Source organism: Saccharopolyspora tripterygii, from assembly GCF_054778355.1.
On record NZ_BAAGZP010000005.1, the window covers coordinates 25394 to 42817 of the forward strand.

Below are 17424 nucleotides of genomic sequence, written 5' to 3' on the forward strand. Positions count from 1 at the left end.
CTGAACAACATCAGCGGGATTTCTATGCCTGGTTGATGGCCTGCCACACCCGTTCGGGGGTGGTGGGCATGTCGATGTGCCGGACGCCGAGGTGAGCGAGCGCGTCGACCACCGCGTTCTGCACCGCCGGAGTGGCCCCGATGGTCCCGGCCTCGCCGATCCCCTTGGCGCCCAACGGGTTCAACGTCGTGGGCGTCTCCATCGTCAGCAGCTCGAAGCTCGGCAGCTCGGCCGCGGTGATGATCGCGTAGTCGGCGAAGCTGGCGTTCTGCGGGTTTCCGTCGGCGTCGTAGGAAACCTCCTCCAGCAGGGCCTGCGCCGCGCCCTGCGCGATGCCGCCGTGCCGCTGCCCTTCGGTGAGCACCGGGTTCACGATCACACCCGCGTCATCGACGGTGATGTGCCGCAGGTAATCGACCTTGCCGGTCTCGACGTCGACCTCGACCACCGCGAGGTGGCTGCCGAACGGGAACGTCGGCCGGTCCTCCACGAAGTGCACGTCGGCGGCCAGCCCGTCGTCGGCCTTCTGCGCCAGCTCCGCCCACGAGACCGTGACGCTCGGAGTGCCGCGAACCTGCCACGTTCCGTCGGTGAGCTCCAGGTCCGCCTCGTCGATCTCGATCATCTCGGCGGCCAGCTTGCGGGCCTTCTCCTTGACGTCGACAGCCGCGCGGTGCACGGCCGTGCCGCCCAGCTGCAGCGAGCGGGACCCCATCGTCCCGACGCCCTTCGGGATCAGGTCGGTGTCACCGTGCACGACCTCGATCTTGTCCAGGTCGATGCCCAGCTGCTCGGACACCAGCATCGCGAACGACGTCCAGTGGCCCTGGCCGTGCGCGGAGCTGCCGGTAAGCACCAGAACGCTTCCGTCAGGCCGGATCTCGACGTGCCCGGTCTCGCCCTCGGTGTTGTTCGGCGCGGTGATCTCCACGTAGCTGGACAGTCCGATGCCCAGCTGCTTGGTGGCCCCGTCCGCGCGCCGCTTGGACTGCTCCTCGCGCAGCGAGGCGTAGTCGGCGGCTTCCAGTACCGAGTCGAGCCCCTTGATGTACTCGCCCGTGTCGTAGAGCATCCCGCCCGCCGTCTGGTACGGGAACTGCTCCGGCTTCACCAGGTTCGCGCGGCGCACATCGGCCGGGTCGGCGCCGATCTCGGCGGCGAACAGGTCGATGGCGCGCTCGATCGCGGCGGTGGCCTCCGGGCGGCCCGCGCCCCGGTAGGCGCCGATCGGCGTGGTGTTGGTGACCACCGTCCGGCCCTGCGACTCGACCTTCGGGATGTCGTAGACGCCGCTGGCCATCATCCGCGTGAACACCGGCAGGAACGCGCCCATCCGCGGGTAGGCACCCACGTCCTGCACGATGTCCAACCGGTAGGCCAGGACCGTTCCGTCCCGCCTGCCGCCGATGGTGACCACGTGCCGCTGCGCGCGACCGTGGGTCATCGCGACCAGGTTCTCGCTGCGGGTCTCGACCCACTTGACGGGCTTGCCGACCTGCTTGGACAGCAACGACAGCAGCGCGGCCTCCTGCTCGGAGCCGATCTTGGCGCCGAATCCGCCACCGACGTCCGGCGTGATCACCCGCAGCTTGTCCTGCGGCAGGCCGAGGTTGGCCATCAGCTCGTCGCGGCAGGACTGCGCGTTCTGGTTGGACAGCCAGAAGGTGACCTTCTCGCCCTCCCAGGCGCAGGCCGCCGATCGGCCTTCCAGCGAGGCCGCGGCCACGCGCTGGTTGAGGATCTGCTCGCTGACCACGACCTCGCAGTCGTCGAAGAGCGAGTCGTCGGGCTCACCGGCGGCACCGATGATGTTGGTGCCCGCCTCGGGGAAGACCAGCTTCTCGCCGGTCAGCGCCTCGTCGAAGTCGATCACCGCGTCCAGCGGCTCGTAGTCGATGGAGACCATCTCCGCCGCGTCCTGGGCCTGGCCGAGGGTTTCGGCCACGACCGCCACGACCGGTTCACCGGCGTAGCGGACCACGCCCTTGGCCAGGTGCGGCCGGTCCAGTCCGGGCGGAGTCGGGCCGGAGAGGCTTCCGCCCGACGCGTAGGGCGGGAGGTCGACGTCATCAGCGGTGAAAACCCCGTGCACGCCCGGAGCGGACTTGGCTTCGTCGACGTCCACTTCGGTGATGGTGGCGCTCGCCAGCGGGCTGCGGACGAACAGGACGTGCAGCGCCCCTTGCAGGGCGGGCTCGCGCAGGTCGTCCACGTAGGTGCCGCCGACTGTGAGAAGGCGCGGGTCTTCGACACGTTGGACCCGGGTGCCGAGAATGCTCAAAGCTGCCTCGCAGTCAACAGGATCAAAAATAGTTCGGGAACTGCCCCAGAGTCTTGTGCTCCGGACTGTGACCCACAAGACTTGAGGCTCGGAGAAGTCGGCGTGTCGAGGATTCTGCGGGGCGGAAGGATCAACGCGGTGATCGGCTGATCGGGTGAACCCGTACTCTGACAACGTTGAATGTCACAGTACGGCCTGACATCGTCGTAGGTTTTGGTGTTCGATCACGGAATGACCTCGCTCATCCAGCAGTCGCCGGGCGCTGCACCGGCGGATGGCGCGGCCCTCAGCCAGATCCTCATCGCCACCGGTAGTGCCGCACTGCTGGCCGCACTGCTGATCGCCCTCGGCTACGGCCACCGCACCGGGAAGATCACGGTGCTGGCCCGCCTCGCCGAACGCTCCGAGCACTCGTGGCTCTTCCGCGGACTTCCCGGCTGGTCCGCGTTCCCGCTTCGGCTCGCCCTGCTCTCGCAGCTGGTGCTGCTGCTGGGGATCTACTGGGACATCGCGCTGCGCATCACGCGGGGACGCGGCGAGGGGCCGCTGTCGAACATGGCGCACTACCCGATCCTGTTCGGGATCTTCGGGCTCTGCACAGCGGGCACGCTGGCGATGGTGCTGCCGGTCGGTGAGCACCCGGGCCGCGCCGCGCTGCGCATCACCCGGTGCTGGGAAGCGCCCACCAGCGGACTCCTGCTGGGACTCGCCGGATTCTTCTCCCTGCTGGGATTCCCGCTCGACGCGGTGTGGCAACGGCTCTTCGGGCAGGACGTCACCTTGTGGGGTCCCGCGCGGTTGATGGTCATCGGAGGAGCGTCGCTGTCGCTGGTGGCGATGGCTCTGCTGGAACGCGAGGGCCGCTTCGTGCGCACCGGCCGCGCCGAGACCATGCGCGCGCTCTACGTGCGGCGCGGCCTGCTCTGCGGAGCGCTGCTGGTCGGGCTGTCGCTGTTCCAGGCCGAGTGGGACTTCGGGGTCCCGCAGTTCCGCATGGTCTTCCAACCGCTGCTGATCGCCATCGCCGCCGGCTGCGCGCTCGTCGCCGCGCGGCTGTGGGTGGGGCCCGGCGGCCCGATGCTCGCCGTGGCCCTGTTCGTGCTCACCCGCGGCGTGCTCACGCTCCTCGTCGGACCGGTGCTGGGCGGGCTGAGCTCGGCGATCCCGCTGTACGTGGTCGAAGCGCTGTGCGTGGAGATCGCGGCCGTCGCGCTCGCTCGACGACCGCTGGCGCTGGGCGTGTTCTCCGGGATGCTGATCGGAACCATCGGCTACACCAGCGAATACGTGTGGACGGCCGCCGCCTACCGGCTGCCGTGGTCGCCCGACATGCTGCCCGAAGGCGTGGCGATGTCGCTGGTCGGCGGCGTCTGCGGCGGTCTCATCGGAGCGTTGCTGGTGCGGGCGCTGCGCGGGGAGCTGCCGACCGCGCGGGTGCGCAACGCCCTGTTCGCGGTGGCGGTCGCCGGGATCGCGGCCGCGGTGGTCAACGGGCTGGTGGGGACGTCCCCGGAGGGCGTGCGCGCCAGCGTGGCGGTCGACGAGGCGACGAAGCAGGCGACCGTGCGCATCGAGCCCGTGACGATGGCCCAGCACCCGACCTGGCTCACCGTCACCGGCTGGCACGGGCACGCGCTGCACGTCGACCGGCTGACCGAGATCGCTCCCGGCGTCTACCGCACCAACCAGGCGATGCCGGTGACCGGGCCGTGGAAGACGATCATCCGGCTGCACACCGGCCGGGCCATCCTCGCGACCCCGGTGTACTTCCCGGCCAACGCGACCCGCAACCAGCCGGGCGTGTCCGCGCCCGCGGAGTTCACCCGCGAAGCGCTGCCCGAGTACCAGCTGCTGCGCCGGGAAGCCGCCCCCAGCGTCCCGGGCTGGCTCTGGCCCGCCGCGTCGTCGGTGGTGTCAGCGCTGTCGCTGGCCTACGTCTTCGCACTGGGCTGGGGAGCGCAGCGCATCGGCCGAGCCATCTCAGGTCCACCCTGCAGCAACTCCCACACCACCCCGGCCCACCTCACCCCAGACCCCCGATAACCCTGGGAAGCGCGTGACCTCGCCCGATCCCAGTTTTAGGGGTCGTTGCAGAATCACCTTGCTTGGCGGTGCGGGTAGCGGAACCTCACACGCCGTCTGGACTCCGTGCGCCACTCCTGATGTATGCCAATACACGGCGTCGCGGCGTACTCGCCAGACGACGTGTGAGAACCCGCGGCGGTGCCAGCTGAGTCCCACACCTGAAACAGCGGCTCCGCCGCATTCTGAAACGACTCCTTAGTCCAAACCGAGGGGTCTTCGTGCCCGATTTGTCCGCTCAGTTCGGGCTAAAACTGGGATTTGCCCGGAAGTTGGGACGTGACTTCGCGTGCTCGCCGGTGTTGTGCTCGACCGGGTTGTGCTGGGCGGTGTTGGGCCGGGTTGGGTGGAGTTGGGCTGGGTCGGGTTGGGTTGGGTTGGGAGTGGTGGTTGTGGGGGTGGGCTCTGGGGCTCGTTCGGGGGACGGGTGGGTGATCGTTGGAGTGTGGTACTTGTCACATTCGGCGTTGGCGGGCAGAGTCTAGGCCGAGGTCCCACCACCTAGGCGCGAGAGGTGTTCGCCGATGGCCCCCACGACGACCGAACTGGCCGAGTTCCAGAGGGCGCTGACGCAGCTGCGGGCAAGCGCAGGCGCGCTGCGGCAGCGGTACGGCGATGCCGCAGTGGTCCGCCGCATCGACAACGACCTCGAAAGACTCGACATCGACACCGCCGAGCTCGCGTCCGCCGTGCCCGTCCCGCGGCGCAGCGATGACGCCCGCGACGACGTGGTGATCGTGCCGGACACCCCCTACGACCCGTCGCTGTGGCGCGACGCCGACGACGAGGGACTCGGCGGGCACTCGCGGTACTGACCCCGGGCGAGCAGGTTCCGCCCGGCGGACCCGTGCAGGGCGCGCGGCGCGGCGAGCAGATTGCGCCGGTCGGGGGACTACCGAGCGTGCTGTGATCTGATCCACAATGATCGGCCTCATGGTGAGCACGTCGGACGACTCACGACAACGAGGTCAAAGAATGTCCGCACCCGCTAGCGCCAGCGGCCGCGCTCGCATCGGTGCGCGCACCTTGCGCACCGATCGCTGGTGGCTCCCGCCCCTGGTGACCTTCCTCGGCCTGCTGGCCTTCGTGGTCTACGGCCTGATCCGCACCTTCATGAACCAGTGGTACTGGGTGCCGGAGCACAACTACCTGGCACCGTTCTTCTCGCCCTGCCTGTCGGCGGCCTGCGTGCCGGGCTCCAGCCACTTCGGGCAACCGTTCCCGGACCTGGGCTGGCTGATCCCGCCGCCGATCTTCGTGCTGCCGTTCGTGCTCGGCTTCCGGCTGACCTGCTACTACTACCGCAAGGCCTACTACCGGTCGTTCTGGGCGTCGCCGCCGGCCTGCGCGGTCGCCGAACCGCACCGCCGCTACACCGGCGAGACGCGGTTCCCGCTGATCATGCAGAACGTGCACCGCTACTTCTTCTACGCGGCGCTGCTGGTCGCGTCGGTGCTGACCTACGACACGGTCATCGCCTTCAAGGGCACCGACGGCGGTGTCGGCGTCGGGCTCGGAACGCTGCTGATGCTGATCAACGTGGCGCTGCTGTGGTCCTACACGCTGTCCTGCCACTCCTGCCGCCACCTCATCGGCGGGCGCCTCAACCACTTCTCCAAGCACCCGGTGCGCTACTGGCTCTGGACCAAGATCACCTGGTTGAACGGCAAGCACATGCTGCTGGCCTGGTCGTCGCTGGTGTCGGTGGCGCTGGTCGACCTGTACGTGATGCTCGTGGCGAGCGGCGCCTTCGCCGACCCCCGGCTCTTCAACTAGCAGCGCCGCAGCCCTCGCGCACGGCCCGGGCTGCGATGCGCCCGGAAATCCCCTGGTGAACATCAGCGGCTGCAGCCGCTTCCCAGCGAACTCACAAAGGACTCGAAGTGGAGATCGAACGGCACGAGTACGACGTGGTCGTCATCGGCGCCGGTGGCGCGGGTCTGCGCGCGGCGATCGAGGCGCGATCAGCGGGACTGCGCACAGCGGTGGTGTGCAAGTCCTTGTTCGGCAAGGCCCACACCGTGATGGCCGAGGGCGGCATCGCCGCCTCGATGGGCAACGTCAACTCCCGCGACGACTGGCAGGTGCACTTCCGGGACACGATGCGCGGCGGGAAGTTCCTCAACAACTGGCGGATGGCAGAGCTGCACGCTCGCGAGGCCCCGCAGCGGGTGTGGGAGCTGGAGACCTACGGCGCGCTGTTCGACCGCACCGCGGACGGCAGGATCAGCCAGCGCAACTTCGGCGGTCACGAGTACCCGAGGCTCGCGCACGTCGGCGACCGGACCGGCCTGGAGCTGATCCGCACGCTGCAGCAGAAGATCGTCTCGCTCCAGCAGGAGGACCACGCCGAGGTCGGCGACTACGAGGCGCGCATCAAGGTCTTCCAGGAGTGCACGGTCACCGAACTGCTCAAGGACGGCCCCGCGGTGTCCGGTGCTTTCGCGTACTGGCGGGAGTCCGGCAGGTACGTGCTCTTCGACGCCCCGGCGGTCATCCTCGCCACCGGCGGCATCGGGAAGTCGTTCAAGGTCACCTCGAACTCCTGGGAGTACACCGGCGACGGGCACGCGCTGGCCCTGCGCGCCGGGGCGACGCTGATCAACATGGAGTTCGTGCAGTTCCACCCGACCGGCATGGTGTGGCCGCCGAGCGTGAAGGGGATCCTGGTCACCGAATCGGTGCGCGGTGACGGCGGAGTGCTGCGCAACTCCGAGGGCCGCCGGTTCATGTTCGACTACATCCCCGAGGTGTTCAAGGACAACTACGCCGACAGCGAGGCCGAGGCGGATCGCTGGTACGACGACCCGGACAACAACCGCAGGCCGCCGGAGCTGCTGCCGCGGGACGAGGTCGCGCGAGCCATCAACAACGAGGTCAAGGAAGGCCGGGGTTCCCCGCACGGCGGCGTCTTCCTCGACGTGGCCACGCGCCTGCCCGCCGAGACCATCACCAAGCGTTTGCCGTCGATGCACCACCAGTTCAAGGAACTGGCCGATGTGGACATCACCACCGAGGCGATGGAGGTCGGCCCGACCTGCCACTACGTGATGGGCGGGGTCGAGGTCGAGCCCGACACCGCCGCCTCCCGCGTACCCGGCCTGTTCGCCGCGGGTGAGGTCGCGGGCGGCATGCACGGTTCGAACCGGTTGGGCGGCAACTCGTTGTCGGACCTGCTGGTGTTCGGCCGTCGGGCGGGCACCGGCGCGGCCGGCTACGTGCAGGGCCTCGCGGACCGCCCGAGGATCGCACCGTCCGATGTGGACGCTGCGGCGGAGCGCGCCGCCGACCCGTTCAACCCGGCCGAGGGCAAGAGCGAGAACCCCTACGCGCTGCACTCGGAGCTCCAGCAGTCGATGAACGACCTGGTGGGCATCATCCGGCGGGACGAGGAGATGCGCGAAGCGCTGGGCCGGCTGCGGGGCCTGGTGGAGCGAGCCGAGCACCTCGAGGTGGAGGGCAACCGGCAGTTCAACCCCGGCTGGCACCTGGCCATCGACCTGCGCAACATGCTGCTGGTCAGCGAATGCGTCGCCCGCGCAGCGCTGCTGCGCACCGAGAGCCGCGGCGGGCACACCCGCGACGACCACCCGTCGATGGACGCGCAGTGGCGCCGGAAGCTCCTGGTTTGCGAGCAGTCCGGCTCGGGGATCGAGATCACCGAGGAACCGCAGGTTCCGATGCGCCACGAGCTGCTGGAGCTGTTCAAGCTGGAGGAGCTGCGCAAGTACTACACCGACGAAGAGCTGGCGGACGTCCAGGTTGAGGAGCTGTGATGGGGTACCAGGCGCACTTCCGGGTGTGGCGCGGCACGGATGACGGCGAGCTGCGGGACTTCACCGTCGAGGTCAACGAGGGCGAGGTCGTCCTCGACATCATCCACCGGCTGCAGGCCACCCAGGCTCCGGACATGGCCGTCCGCTGGAACTGCAAGGCGGGCAAGTGCGGCTCGTGCTCGGCGGAGATCAACGGCCGCCCCCGGCTGATGTGCATGACCCGGATGTCCACCTTCACCGAGGACGAGACCATCACGGTCACGCCGATGCGCGCGTTCCCGCTGATCAAGGACCTGGTGACGGACGTGTCGTACAACTACGTCAAGGCCCGCGAGGTCCCGGCCTTCACGCCGCCCGCGGATCTGGAGCCCGGCGAGTACCGGATGCAGCAGGTCGACGTGGAGCGCTCCCAGGAGTTCCGCAAGTGCATCGAGTGCTTCCTGTGCCAGGACACCTGCCACGTCATCCGCGACCACGAGGAGAACAAGGAGGCCTTCTCCGGCCCCCGGTTCCTGATGCGGGTCGCCGAGCTGGAGATGCACCCGCTCGACGAGGCCGAGGACCGGCCCGACAAGGCGAGGGGCGACCACGGGCTGGGCATGTGCAACATCACGAAGTGCTGCAGCGAGGTCTGCCCGGAGAACATCCACATCACCGACAACGCCCTCATCCCGTTGAAGGAGCGAGTGGCGGATCACCGATACGACCCGATCCTGCGCCTGTTCCGGAAGAAGAAGGACTAGGAACTGCTCGCGTGCGAGCGGAATCTCGCACCTGAGGCGCCGACTCCGCCGCATTCCTCACCGCGGACACGACGGCCCACCGACTTTTTTCGGTGGGCCGTCGTCTTTTCGTGGGAGGCAGCCGCACGGGGCTGTTCGGGTGCGTGTAGTTTCAACCATGCGCCGAGCGGGATGCGTCCCATTCGACACCGCGCGGTGGGAAGCGATTCACTCGCGAGTTCCCCGTTATTCACGGTACTCATCATCGCGTTCACCCGCGGTTACACACAATTCACGAACCTCCGCGCGCTGGCAATTGTGTGAATTATCTGACAGCGAGCGCCCAGAAGTCGCTTTCCGCGCGAATATTCGCTGGCCGCAGCGGATTGACTTCGTCCGGTTCATCCATTGTGGACGGCTGTGACGGCATGGCGTGTTCTCGTCATAGCTGTCGTTCGGCCCGCTTCTCCGGTTACGTTTCAGTGCGAACGGAGTCGATTCAGATGGACATCAACCGACCAGTCGCGGGGCTCGCTCCGTGGACGTCCGGACGGCCGATGGGAACCGTACCCCGACGAGGGCCCATCGATACGCCGAATGGCCTTTCACGACGCGAAACCCCGCCCTGCCGCCGAATCGGCGACAGGGGACTGGCGGCCGGACGTCGCGAAACCCCGAGGCGGCGTCCGGCCGCCGCCGGCTGATGCAGACCCCAGAAAACTTCGGTCAACGCCGACCGCTGGAAATGACAATTCCCAACGGTTTTCAGGTATTCGGGAGATCCGAGGAGGATTCACCGCGTGCCTTGAGTTCTGGCGCTGGCTGCCAGAGGAAGTGCGGCGGACGTGCAGCAGATTCTCGTGGCTTTCGACGGATTCGTTCCGGTGGTGACGACACTGCTCCTGATCGCGGGCGCCGTCGGATGCGGATCAGCCTTGTTCCGAGGCTATTCGACCGAGCCGTTCGTGATGCGGGAGCCGATGATCGACGGGGCCCTGGCCTATTCGGTCCTCGTCGTGGGCTACCTGGTCTTCACGCCCCAGGTGCCGACGCTCGAGCCGTTCCGGCCCGACATCGGCAATGACGTCACGGAGGCGCTCACAGCGGCTCCGGGCGACTCGCAGCCGTGGCTGCAGCTCGTGGGCAACCTCGTGCTGCTGCTGCCGCTGAGCGTGCTGGTGCCGCAACGGCTCCCGTGGTTCGACAACGTCGCCAAGATCGCGCTCGGCGGCCTGCTGTGCTCTGCGACGATCGAGGCGATTCAGTTCATCGCGATCAGCGGGCGCGTCTGCTCCGCCGACGACGTGGTCTGCAACTCCGTCGGCGCCACCCTCGGCGGGATGCTCGTGCGGCTGCCGTTCTGGATCAGCCCCACCAGTCGCCCGCAGCACCGGACCACGGGGCAGAGCGACCCGACGGTCTGGCTGCTCATCGCCCGGATCGAGCACGAGCGCCAGTGCTACAAGGCCGCGGCGTGGAGCCGGCAGAGCCTGCCGCGGCGTCGCCCGTCCCTGCCCCAGCAGCCGGTGCTCACCAAGCGCCCGGCGCTGGCGGGGCAGGAAGTCTTCCGCCAGCCGCCCGGGCTGGTCGGCGGTCCCGCGCCGCGCGCTCTGGTGGGTCAGCAGCGCACCCGCTGAAGACCCCGGTGGTCGGGAGCACTCCCGTCGCGATCCCGACCACCGGCCCTCCGCGCTGCGGCGCTTCTACGAGTTCAGCTTCTCGTTCCGCGCGCTCATGGAGCGCCCGAGCTCGCGGGTCTCGGCCTCCAGCTGCGGGATGAGCCGGATCAGCTGCCGCCGCATGACCAGTTCCACCAGCGCCGAACCCGGCACGTTGCGCAGCCAGTGCATCAGCATGACGGCGCGCGGGACGTAGACGCGGCGCTTGCGGCGCTCGATGGCGTTGGCGAAGGCCGTGGCGCACCGCTGCGGCGTCGTGATGGCGCGCATCGGCCAAGGCAGGCGCTTGCGCATCTCGGTGAAGGTCTTCAGGTCGCCGGCCACCTCGCGCACCAGGTCGGTGTCGATCCACGACGGGTGCGCCGAGCCGACCGACACACCCAGGTGCAGGACCTCCATGCGCAGCGCGGATGCGAGCGCTTCGCTGCCCGCCTTGCTCGCGGTGTAGGCGGCCATGCCGCCGATCGGGGCGAACGCCGACAACGAGGAGACGACCAGCAGGTAGCCCTTGCTCGCGGCCAGCTCCGGCATCACCGCGCGCGCGGTGTGGAACACGCCGTTGACGTTGACGTCGACGGTCTTGAGGAAGCCGCGGGGGTCGCCCTCCCGGACCGTGCCCAGCGGAGCGATGCCCGCGTTGGCGATGGCGGCGTCGATGCGCCCGAACTTCGCGGTCGCGGCGTCGACGGCGACCTGCAGCGAGTCGGGGTCGGTGACGTCGGCCTGGGCCCAGAAGTGGCCCTCGCCGAGCTCGGCGGCGACGGCGGCCAGCTCGTCGGGTTCCAGGCCCACGAGGGCGAGCTTGGCGCCGCGTCGTGCCAGCTCGCGTGCGGTTTCGGCGCCGATGCCACGGGCGGCACCGGTGATCAGGACGACCTTGCCGGACACGTTCGCCATCTGCTCTCCCTCGAGTCGACCGCTAGCTACTCCGCAGTAGCTTACTCGCGGTAGCTTACGCCGAGTAGGTTTCGAGGTGAAGAGCGAAAAAGGCACCCGCGACGAATCGCGGGTGCCTCTCGTGGGAGCTCCGAGGATCAGGCGGCGGCGTTGAGCTTCGCCGTGATCTCCTGCTGCTCGGTGGTCAGCTCGGTCGCCAGCTCCTTGAGCGCGGCGTCGTTCTGGGCCGAGGAAGCCAGCGTGGCCGCCTCGTTGACCAGCGCCAGCACCTGCTGCTTCCACTGGGCGTCGAACGCCGATCCGCTCAGCGCCGACAGCGACGCGTCCGCCGACTCGGCGTGCGCGGCACCGCCCGCGTGCTGCTGGAGTTCGGTGACCTGCTCCGCCGCGGACTGCTGGAGCTCCGCCGCGACCGACTTGGCCTGCGGGCTCGTGGCCTTGGTGGCGCCCAGCTCGGCCAGCGCCAGGACCTGCTGGCGGTTGCTCAGCAGCTGGGCGGCCGGACCGCTCGCGCCGTGCTCGCCCGTCGAGGCCTGCCCGGCCATCTTCGGCGCGTCCGCGGGCGGGGTGCCCGGGGCCGGCGGCTGGTCGCTGTCGTACTCGGCCGGTGTGCAGCCCGCGAGTGCGATACCGCCGACCAGCACAGCGCCGATGATCGTGCTCTTCCGCACGTGCTTCCCCTCCAGGATCTGGTGGACGTCGTCCCAGGGCTGCCCGGTGCGAACGCAGGTGGGCTGCCGGACCTGTTGCCACGTAGGTTATCTGTCCGCCTCGCGCCCGGTGCGCCCGACGTCCACGCGCGCCGCCGCAGATCGCTGTGTGTCTGATGGCTCTCACCCGGCGTGACGATCGAGGCCCCGATGAATAGGGTGGCTACGGCCCGGCCGAACTCCGGCCGGAGCCCAGGACTAGTATCCGCAGTCGGCGGCATTGCGACCGGCTCCCGCGCAGGGGTTCCTGCCGGGCATCGCATGCGGTCACCGGCCCAACCCGGGCCGGGGCGGATCCGTCCGGGTCCGAGCAGGCTTCAAAGGGAGTGCAGGAGGCACCGTGACGGCCGTCGCGCCACAGCCGATCGCCACGCGCCCCTATCCGGTGCGCAAAACGGTTAAGGGGTCGTTCCTGGCGCGGATGTTCCGCACCACGGACCACAAGCAGATCGGCATCCTCTACCTGGTCACCTCGATCGCGTTCTTCTTGGTCGGCGGCCTCATGGCGATGCTGATCCGCGGCGAGCTGGCCGTTCCGGGACTTCAGTTCCTGTCGCAGGAGCAGTACAACCAGCTGTTCACCATGCACGGCACGATCATGCTGCTGCTGTACGCGACGCCGATCCTGTTCGGCTTCGCCAACTACATCCTTCCGCTGCAGATCGGTTCGCCCGACGTCGCGTTCCCGCGGTTGAACGCGTTCGGGTACTGGCTCTACCTGTTCGGCGGCCTCATGGTCGTCAGCGGCTTCCTGCTGCCGGGTGGCGCCGCCGACTTCGGCTGGTTCGCCTACACCCCGCTGTCGGACGCCCTGCACTCGCCGGGCCACGGCGCGGACATGTGGATCGCCGGTCTGGCCGTCTCCGGTCTGGGCACGATCCTCGGTGCGGTCAACATGCTGACCACCGTGGTCTGCCTGCGCGCGCCCGGCATGACGATGTTCCGGATGCCGATCTTCACCTGGAACATCATGGTCACCAGCGTGCTGATCCTGATGGCGTTCCCGATCCTGACCGCCGCGCTGCTCGGCCTGATGGCCGACCGCCAGCTGGGCGCCCACGTCTTCGACCCGGCCAACGGCGGCGTCATCCTGTGGCAGCACCTGTTCTGGTTCTTCGGGCACCCCGAGGTCTACATCGTCGCGCTGCCGTTCTTCGGCATCGTCTCCGAGATCTTCCCGGTGTTCAGCCGCAAGCCGCTGTTCGGCTACTCGGGCCTGGTCTACGCGACCCTGGGCATCGCCGCGCTGTCGGTCGTCGTGTGGGCGCACCACATGTACGCCACCGGCGCCGTGCTGCTGCCGTTCTTCGCGTTCACCACGTTCCTGATCGCGATCCCGACCGGTGTGAAGTTCTTCAACTGGATCGGCACCATGTGGAAGGGGCAGCTGACCTTCGAGACGCCGATGATCTTCAGCGTCGGCTTCCTGGTCACGTTCCTCTTCGGTGGTCTCACCGGCGTCCTGCTGGCCATGCCGCCGATCGACTTCCACGTGTCGGACACCTACTTCGTGGTCGCCCACTTCCACTACGTGCTCTACGGCACGATCGTGTTCGCCACCTTCGCCGGCATCTACTTCTGGTTCCCGAAGATGACGGGCCGGATGCTGGACGAGCGGCTGGGCAAGCTGCACTTCTGGCTGACCTTCATCGGCTTCCACGGCACGTTCCTCGTCCAGCACTGGCTGGGCAACGAGGGCATGCCGCGCCGGTACGCCGACTACCTGGAGTCCGACGGCTTCACCGCGCTGAACGCCATCTCCACGATCGGCGCGTTCATCCTGGGCGCATCGATGCTCCCGTTCCTCTACAACATCTTCAAGAGCTACCGCTACGGCGAGGTCGCCGAGGTCGACGACCCGTGGGGCTACGGCAACTCGCTGGAGTGGGCCACGTCCTGCCCGCCGCCGCGGCACAACTTCAAGGAGCTGCCGCGGATCCGCTCCGAGCGGCCCGCGTTCGAGCTGCACTACCCGCACATCTCCGAGCGGATGCGGCTGGAAGCGCACCTGTCCCTGACCGGCAAGACCTTGGCTCACAAGCACGAGGAGGGCTCCGGCGGTACCGCCACCCTGACTCAGCCCGCCAAGGACAAGGACACGTCGGATCGGGACGACACCACCGAGAAGTGACCTCGTCGATAGCCCCGAACGGCACGGTTGTGCCAGGGTAGGGACTAGCTCGACGGCGAGCCCCGGCAAGCCACACGGCTTGCCGGGGCTCGTTGCTGTTTTTGGTGTTGTCTCGGGGAGGTTCGCGTGGTGGTGCGGGTGTCAGAAATCCCCACAGGGGAAGGCACCGCGGTGCGGGCTGAGTCCCACACCTGAAGCAACGGGAAGCGCCACCTCCTCGAACGACCCACGTCCAGCTTTCTCGGTTAGAGAGGAACTTTCGCAGTCGTGAGCTCCCATGCGACCACCGTGTTGATCACTGTGACCGGCAAGGACAAGCCCGGTGTCACCTCCGTGCTGTTCGCCGCGCTCACCCGTTACGGCGTGGACATCGTCGACGTCGAGCAGGTGGTGATCCGCGGTCGTCTCGTGCTGGGCGTGCTGGTGTCCACCGAGATCGACCCGGAGACGCTGCAAGAAGCCGTGGAACAGGCGATGGCGACGGTCGGCATGACCGTCGACGTCGAGATCGGCGCCGAGGACATCGACGCCGCCAAGCTCGGTTCCACGCACGCCGTGGTCGTGCTGGGGCAGCCGGTGACCGCCCGCAACTTCAGCGACGTGTCCCGGGCGCTCGCCGAGATCGGCGTCAACATCGACTCCATCCGCCGCGTCGCCGACTACCCGGTGACCGGGCTGGAGCTGCAGGTCACGGCGCCGCACGCGGAGGACGACACCGAGCTCACCGAGGCGATGGCCGCCCTCGCCGCCAAGACCGGCGTCGACCTGGCCGTGGAGCGCACCGGGCTGTCCCGCCGCGCCAAGCGGCTCGTGGTCTTCGACGTCGACTCCACGCTGATCCAGGGCGAGGTCATCGAGATGCTGGCCCGCCGGGCCGGCTGCGAGGACCAGGTCCGCGAGGTCACCGAGCGCGCCATGCGCGGCGAGCTCGACTTCGGCGAGTCCTTACGGCAGCGGGTCGCCGTGCTGGAAGGACTGCCCGCGACCGTGCTCGACGAGGTCGCGGCCGAGCTGGAGCTCACCCCCGGCGCGCGGACCACCATCCGCACCCTGCGCAGGCTCGGGTTCCACACCGGCGTCGTCTCCGGCGGGTTCACGCAGATCATCGACCAGCTGGTGGACGAGCTGGGCCTGGACTTCAGCGCCGCCAACGAGCTGGAGATCGTCGACGGCAAGCTCACCGGACGCGTCATCGGCGAGATCGTCGACCGGCCCGGCAAGGCCAAGGCGCTGCGCAGCTTCGCCGAGTCCTTCGGAGTCCCCTCCGCGCAGTGCGTGGCCGTGGGCGACGGGGCCAACGACATCGACATGCTCTCCGCCGCAGGTCTCGGTGTGGCGTTCAACGCCAAGCCCGCCCTGCGCGAGGTCGCCGACACCGCGCTGTCCTACCCGTTCCTGGACACGGTGCTGTTCGTGATGGGCGTCACGCGCGCCGAGATCGAATCCGCAGATGCCGAGGACGGCGTGCTGCGACGGGTACCACTCGAGCAGTGATTCCGGAACACCCACGACGTGACGGGAGTTGAGCTGGTCGTGCTGCCGCTCTCCGTGCTCGACCCGCTCCTCTCCCGCTACGCGCAGTGGCTCGCGCTGACCGGTGAGGCCACCGCCGACACCTCGGACGAAGACCCCGAGCAGGTCGTGCTGATGCCGATGGTGCTGCGCATCGAGCGCCGCGAACCCCCGGCGCGCACGGCGCTGCTGGAAGCCGCCGCCGCGGCCGCGCTCGCGGTCTGCCTCGACGAGCGCTGCGCGCCCGGTGAGGAGTGGCACGAGGCCATGCACGGCTGGATCTCCGGCCGCATCCGCAAGGTCACCCGCCGCGCCCGAGGTTCCCACTGGGAAGCGGTGCAGGCGCTGCCCGGCATCACCGTCGAGGTCGACGGCGCGGAGGCCCGGGCGCTGCTGCCGATGCGGGTCGCCGACATGCCCAAGGAGCTCAGCCGCCTGCAGATCTCCGGCAGCGAGCTCGAACCCGACGAGCCCGGGCCGGTCCCGGACGGCGTGCCGGTCCTGTGGCTCAACCCCGACGCCGGGATGAGCGCGGGCAAGTCCGCGGCTCAGGTCGGCCACGCCACGATGATCCTCGCGGCCCAGCTCCACGGCGAAGGCATGGATGCCGAGCTGGAGCGCTGGGCGGCCGAGGGCTACCCGTGCGCGGTCCGCCAGGCCGCACCGGAGACCTGGGCCCAGCTCCACCCCGGAGACGACCCGGAAACCGCCTGGCGCAAATCCCGGGTCGCCGTGGTCCGCGACGCGGGCTTCACCGAAGTCGACCCGGGCACCGTCACCGTCCTCGCCCAGTGGCCATCGGCGTGATCACCTGAGCGTGGTACCAAAATCGGCCACAGGTTTGGTACCATACTCGCATGGCACTCAACCTGCGGCTTCGTCCCGAGGCGGAGGAGGCATTGCGTGCTGAGGCGGAGCGGTCCGGTCGGTCTCAGCAGGAACTGCTCCGGGATGCGGTAGATCGCTATCTCGGACTGGGAACCTCCGAGCCGAAGCACGAGTGGGATCACCTGTTGAGTTCCGGAAAGGTCTTGCCTCCCAGGGGGAGCTACCGCAAGGTCGTTCCGATGATTGAACTTGCCCCGGGGCAGCGGTCGATCGACCTGCTCGATCGGGAGGACCGCTTCTAATTGCGCGTTTACCTCGACAGCAGCGCGGTGATCAAACGCGTCCTCCGCGAAGCGGAGTCGCAGGCTCTTGTTGATGAACTCGACGAGCTGCATCGCCAGGGGGCTTTGCTCGTGTCAACCACGTTGACGTGGACCGAGGTCGCTAGGGTTCTGCGAGTCGGTCAGGACGCGACGTATCGAGAAATCGCTGATGACCTCCGCAACGCGATGCTCGGAGTGGCCGAGCATCCGCTCGACCTTGAGATCATGAATCTCTCAAGGAGGGTCGACCCGAACCGGCTCCGTTCGTTGGACGCGATTCATCTCGCCGCTGCTGTGGCCGTCGACGCCGACCTGTTGATCACCTACGACGATCGTCTGGCGGCCGCCGCGTTGGCCAGCGGGATTCCAGTGGCCTCGCCGGCGTGACGAGATACGAGTCCTCTCGGGGCATTGTCAGACCCCGGCCGTAGGCGCAGGACTTCACGAGCGGGACTCGACATTCGCGCGAGATTCGAACCGGTG

Annotated in this window: 14 protein-coding genes; 11 read left to right on the top strand and 3 right to left on the bottom strand. The window is 68.5% G+C overall.

The window, feature by feature from the left end; all coding sequences use genetic code 11:
- Positions 1 to 22: 22 nt before the first annotated feature.
- A complete protein-coding gene (locus ACYVF3_RS03575; protein ID WP_461152815.1) occupies positions 23 to 2281 on the bottom strand; it encodes a xanthine dehydrogenase family protein molybdopterin-binding subunit in 2259 nt (752 codons plus the stop codon).
- 231 nt (positions 2282 to 2512) lie between these two features.
- On the opposite strand from ACYVF3_RS03575, the gene ACYVF3_RS03580 reads away from it, so the two are divergent.
- From ACYVF3_RS03580 to ACYVF3_RS03605, 6 genes are all read left to right on the top strand, one after another.
- Positions 2513 to 4324 carry a hypothetical protein gene (locus tag ACYVF3_RS03580; RefSeq protein WP_461152816.1) on the top strand — a complete coding sequence of 604 codons (1812 nt, stop codon included), beginning with the start codon at positions 2513 to 2515 and terminating at the stop codon, positions 4322 to 4324.
- Positions 4325 to 4887: 563 nt separating this feature from the next.
- Positions 4888 to 5178, top strand: coding sequence for a hypothetical protein (locus tag ACYVF3_RS03585; RefSeq protein ID WP_461152817.1), 291 nt, complete (start codon positions 4888 to 4890; stop codon positions 5176 to 5178).
- Positions 5179 to 5338: 160 nt separating this feature from the next.
- Positions 5339 to 6139: a hypothetical protein gene (locus ACYVF3_RS03590; protein ID WP_461152818.1), complete on the top strand. Its 801-nt coding sequence runs from the start codon at positions 5339 to 5341 to the stop codon at positions 6137 to 6139.
- Positions 6140 to 6246: 107 nt separating this feature from the next.
- A complete protein-coding gene (locus tag ACYVF3_RS03595) occupies positions 6247 to 8139 on the top strand; it encodes a fumarate reductase/succinate dehydrogenase flavoprotein subunit (RefSeq protein ID WP_461152819.1) in 1893 nt (630 codons plus the stop codon).
- The gene (locus tag ACYVF3_RS03600) at positions 8139 to 8882 is read left to right on the top strand and encodes a succinate dehydrogenase/fumarate reductase iron-sulfur subunit (protein WP_461152820.1); all 744 of its coding nucleotides are present in this window, start codon (positions 8139 to 8141) and stop codon (positions 8880 to 8882) included. The genes ACYVF3_RS03595 and ACYVF3_RS03600 overlap by 1 nt, the downstream gene beginning before the upstream one ends.
- An 824-nt stretch (positions 8883 to 9706) precedes the next feature.
- Positions 9707 to 10498: a VanZ family protein gene (locus tag ACYVF3_RS03605; RefSeq protein ID WP_461152821.1), complete on the top strand. Its 792-nt coding sequence runs from the start codon at positions 9707 to 9709 to the stop codon at positions 10496 to 10498.
- A 66-nt stretch (positions 10499 to 10564) separates the two neighbouring features.
- On the opposite strand, the gene ACYVF3_RS03610 is transcribed toward ACYVF3_RS03605, so the two are convergent.
- Together ACYVF3_RS03610 and ACYVF3_RS03615 are read right to left on the bottom strand one after the other, a co-directional pair.
- Positions 10565 to 11437, bottom strand: coding sequence for an SDR family oxidoreductase (locus ACYVF3_RS03610; RefSeq protein ID WP_461152822.1), 873 nt, complete (start codon positions 11435 to 11437; stop codon positions 10565 to 10567).
- A 137-nt stretch (positions 11438 to 11574) separates the two neighbouring features.
- Positions 11575 to 12108 carry a DUF305 domain-containing protein gene (locus ACYVF3_RS03615; protein WP_461152823.1) on the bottom strand — a complete coding sequence of 178 codons (534 nt, stop codon included), beginning with the start codon at positions 12106 to 12108 and terminating at the stop codon, positions 11575 to 11577.
- Positions 12109 to 12487: 379 nt separating this feature from the next.
- Between ACYVF3_RS03615 and ctaD the strand changes: the two genes are divergently transcribed.
- From ctaD to ACYVF3_RS03640, 5 genes are all read left to right on the top strand, one after another.
- Positions 12488 to 14278: an aa3-type cytochrome oxidase subunit I gene (gene ctaD, locus ACYVF3_RS03620; protein ID WP_461152824.1), complete on the top strand. Its 1791-nt coding sequence runs from the start codon at positions 12488 to 12490 to the stop codon at positions 14276 to 14278.
- A 267-nt stretch (positions 14279 to 14545) separates the two neighbouring features.
- Positions 14546 to 15772 (top strand): phosphoserine phosphatase SerB, encoded by a 1227-nt coding sequence (gene serB / locus ACYVF3_RS03625; protein ID WP_461152825.1) that lies wholly within the window; start codon positions 14546 to 14548, stop codon positions 15770 to 15772.
- An 18-nt stretch (positions 15773 to 15790) separates the two neighbouring features.
- On the top strand, positions 15791 to 16597 hold the full coding sequence (locus tag ACYVF3_RS03630) for a peptidyl-tRNA hydrolase (RefSeq protein ID WP_461152826.1): 807 nt from the start codon (positions 15791 to 15793) through the stop codon (positions 16595 to 16597).
- A gap of 50 nt (positions 16598 to 16647) precedes the next feature.
- Positions 16648 to 16920 (top strand): ribbon-helix-helix protein, CopG family, encoded by a 273-nt coding sequence (locus ACYVF3_RS03635; protein ID WP_461152827.1) that lies wholly within the window; start codon positions 16648 to 16650, stop codon positions 16918 to 16920.
- Positions 16921 to 17328 (top strand): PIN domain-containing protein, encoded by a 408-nt coding sequence (locus tag ACYVF3_RS03640; protein WP_461152828.1) that lies wholly within the window; start codon positions 16921 to 16923, stop codon positions 17326 to 17328.
- Positions 17329 to 17424: the final 96 nt, after the last annotated feature.